The organism is Mesorhizobium sp. M1E.F.Ca.ET.063.01.1.1, assembly GCF_003998155.1.
Classification (GTDB): Bacteria; Pseudomonadota; Alphaproteobacteria; order Rhizobiales; family Rhizobiaceae; genus Mesorhizobium.
Genome location: NZ_RZSC01000757.1, coordinates 1 through 2,738, shown reverse-complemented (window position 1 = coordinate 2,738; position 2,738 = coordinate 1). Strand labels below are relative to the sequence as shown.

The 2,738-nt window shown below is 56.3% G+C and carries 3 protein-coding genes and 1 tRNA gene; 1 reads left to right on the top strand and 3 read right to left on the bottom strand.

What is annotated here, in order from left to right; genetic code table 11:
- A partial coding sequence (locus EOA29_RS31815) for an alpha/beta hydrolase (protein ID WP_145969910.1) occupies positions 1–795 on the top strand: 795 nt, incomplete at its 5' end.
- Between the two features lie 136 nt (positions 796–931).
- On the opposite strand, the gene EOA29_RS31810 is transcribed toward EOA29_RS31815, so the two are convergent.
- The 3 genes from EOA29_RS31810 to EOA29_RS31800 all read right to left on the bottom strand — a co-directional run.
- Positions 932–1,852, bottom strand: a complete 921-nt coding sequence (locus EOA29_RS31810; protein ID WP_126094123.1) for a LysR family transcriptional regulator — start codon at positions 1,850–1,852, stop codon at positions 932–934.
- Between the two features lie 246 nt (positions 1,853–2,098).
- A tRNA-Trp gene (locus tag EOA29_RS31805) sits at positions 2,099–2,174 on the bottom strand.
- 36 nt (positions 2,175–2,210) lie between these two features.
- A partial coding sequence (locus EOA29_RS31800) for a metal-dependent hydrolase (RefSeq protein ID WP_245468607.1) occupies positions 2,211–2,738 on the bottom strand: 528 nt, incomplete at its 5' end.

The following is a 2,738-nucleotide window of genomic DNA, read 5'->3' as shown; positions in this document are numbered from 1 at the left end:
ATCCATGGGTGGCCGGAGGATTGGCACGAGTGGCGTAAAATGATGCCTCTCCTTGCAACGAAGCACACCGTTATTGCCGTCGACCTACGCGGATTCGGAGAATCACAAATTGCATCAACGGGATATGACCGCAAGACGCTTGCCGAAGATCTTTTCCAGTTGATGACGAGGCTTGACTATTTGCGAGCAACTGTAGTCGGCCATGATTGGGGTGGTCCCGTAGCCTATGCCTACGCCGCTATCCACCGCGATGCTGTTGACAAACTTATAGTCGCGGAGGGTGCTCCCGACGGCCCCTGGACCACGAAACAGTTCGCTCCCCTTCTTCACAACCCATTGTGGTTCTTTGGTTTCTTTGAGATCCCCGACTTTGCTGAGAAAGTTCTCGCGGGACACGAGAAAGAATTCTTAGATTGGTTCTACCGCAATAGAGGATTCCACATCGTTCCTGGCAGCTTCTCAGAAGCAGTCATCACCTATTACGAAAACAGCTACGCACGGCCCGGCCGGCTGGCGACAAGTCTTCAACTCTATCGGACGATTGACCGCGATATCGCTGACAACACCGAATTGTCGCGAACGCCGCTAACTATTCCAGTTTTAGCCATTGGAGCCAAGTATGGACTGGGATCTATGGTGGCGGAAAGCATGCGACAAGTGGCGCGCTCGGTAACGCCGGTTTTGATGGAGAATACGGGTCACTTCATCCCCGACGAACGGCCCGAAGCTCTCTCCCACATTATTGAAGCGTTCTTGGGTAGCAGCACCGCGCCCGAGGATTGGTCGCCGAATTAATCGGAGCGACATCAACTGGCCAAAACGGTCCCTGCAGGCAAGCCCCGGTCTTAACAACGCTGAAACATTTAAATGCGCCAGCGTTTCGTCGAGAACCGCAGATCGCCCGCTCTCCGCAATGGCTTCGAACGGTCTCTTAGGGTGCTTCAGCGCCTTGCGCCGTTCCCAGCACTTGTTGGCGGAGCCAGAGATTGGCCGGGTCGTGGTGATGCCGCGCGTACCAGGCCATATGCATGGCGAAACCCGGAACAAGAAACGGTAGCTCAAAGCATTCACAGTCATCGTCGAGAGTGCGGACGAACCGGGTCGGCATTGTGCAGACATAATCCGTGGTGCGAAGCACGGGCGGCACTAGGGTAAAACTGGGCATAGATAAGACGACACGCCGGCTGCGATCGGTTTCAGCCAGAACTTTATCGACTCTCCCCTCGAACCCGCCTCCATCCAGGGAAACTAGAATATGATCCAACGCACAGTAGGCATCGAGGTCCGGCCGCCGATTACCTCGAGGATGGAATTTGCGCTGCACCATCGAATAGGTTTCGTCGTAAAGGCGACGGCTTTTCAACATCGATGGAACCATGCTCGGAGGTGCGATGAGGAGATCGATGTCGTCTCGGTCGACCTGTTCCGTCGATCCGGTGCTATCAAGCAGGCGAAAGGCCAGCCGAATCCCTGAGCCAGCCTCGGTTTGTAGTCGCCGCAACAGCGGCAAGCCGATTACCACGACGCCATTGTCTGTGGTTGCGATCCGAAAATCGCGGATATCATTTAACGCGTCGAAGCGAGGCCGACGCCGGACCAAAACCTCCAGGTCCTTAAGGGCGGTGTGGAGAGGCTCGACTAGTTCGAGCGCCAGAGCTGTCGGATCCATTCCGCGTCCGTTATCTGCAGGGATAAGAAGCGGATCCTCGAATGCTTGTCGGAGCCGGCTGAGTTGGGCGGATAGCGCGGGCTGGCTCAAGTTAAGCCGTGCGGCCGCATGTGTGACATTTCGCTCTTTCAGCAATACGTCGAGCGATACGAGGAGGTTGAGGTCGATTCCCTTGATATCCATCGTACTTATATGTTGAGGCGCCATAAATCAGTTTCGAATATGCCATAGCGTATTCGATTCTCAAGTGTGCGCGATGGACAGTGCCAGCCGGGCCGAAACTACTTCGGGCTGAGAACGTGCTGTCAGCCATCGACGTGGATAACATCAAGGGTGGCAATGCGCGCGGCTTGTCCAAGAGATGTGTGAGGCTGATTTCGGCAACTCGGCGATCAAGGTGATCGCCAGATGCCTGATCCCTTGAAGGAATGGCACGGGCAGCAGGGCTCGAACCTACGACCTGCGGTTTTGGAGACCGCCGCTCTACCAACTGAGCTATGCCCGTATACGGGCGCTGCTATTTCACAAAGCCGATGAGAACTCAAGTGCCCTTTTGAGGCGTGTCGACCGGAAGTGGCGGTCGCGGCCATCCAAGCCACAAGGCCCAGGTGCAAATCACGAGTTCAAGCCCAAAAGTCCAATGCAGAACGAAGCTCAGCACCCAGTTCCCATAGCTGGCCGGAATCGCCACGAGCTCAAAGGGATGACGACTGAATGGCGCCAGCCACATGATCGGCGACGCCACCGTGTCGAGCGCCATATGCAACATGGCTCCGGCAAAGAAGGCGGCGATCGATGGCAGATGCGGTAAACCGAGCAACCGACCGACTGAGAGGCTTGCCGATCCAATCACCACCCAGAACAACGGCCAGTGTGTGATATAGGCGTGATGGTGGGTGCGACCGCCATCGATCAGGTGGAAATAGAGCATGTCGATGTCCGGGACGACGCTGCCGAGCATTGCGGCAGTCACGATGCCTGGCACCTCCCGCCACCGTCTTCGCGCAAGTCTTCCCAGAATATAGCCCGACGGGAGATGGGCGATCAGCATGCAAGGTCGTCTCACATT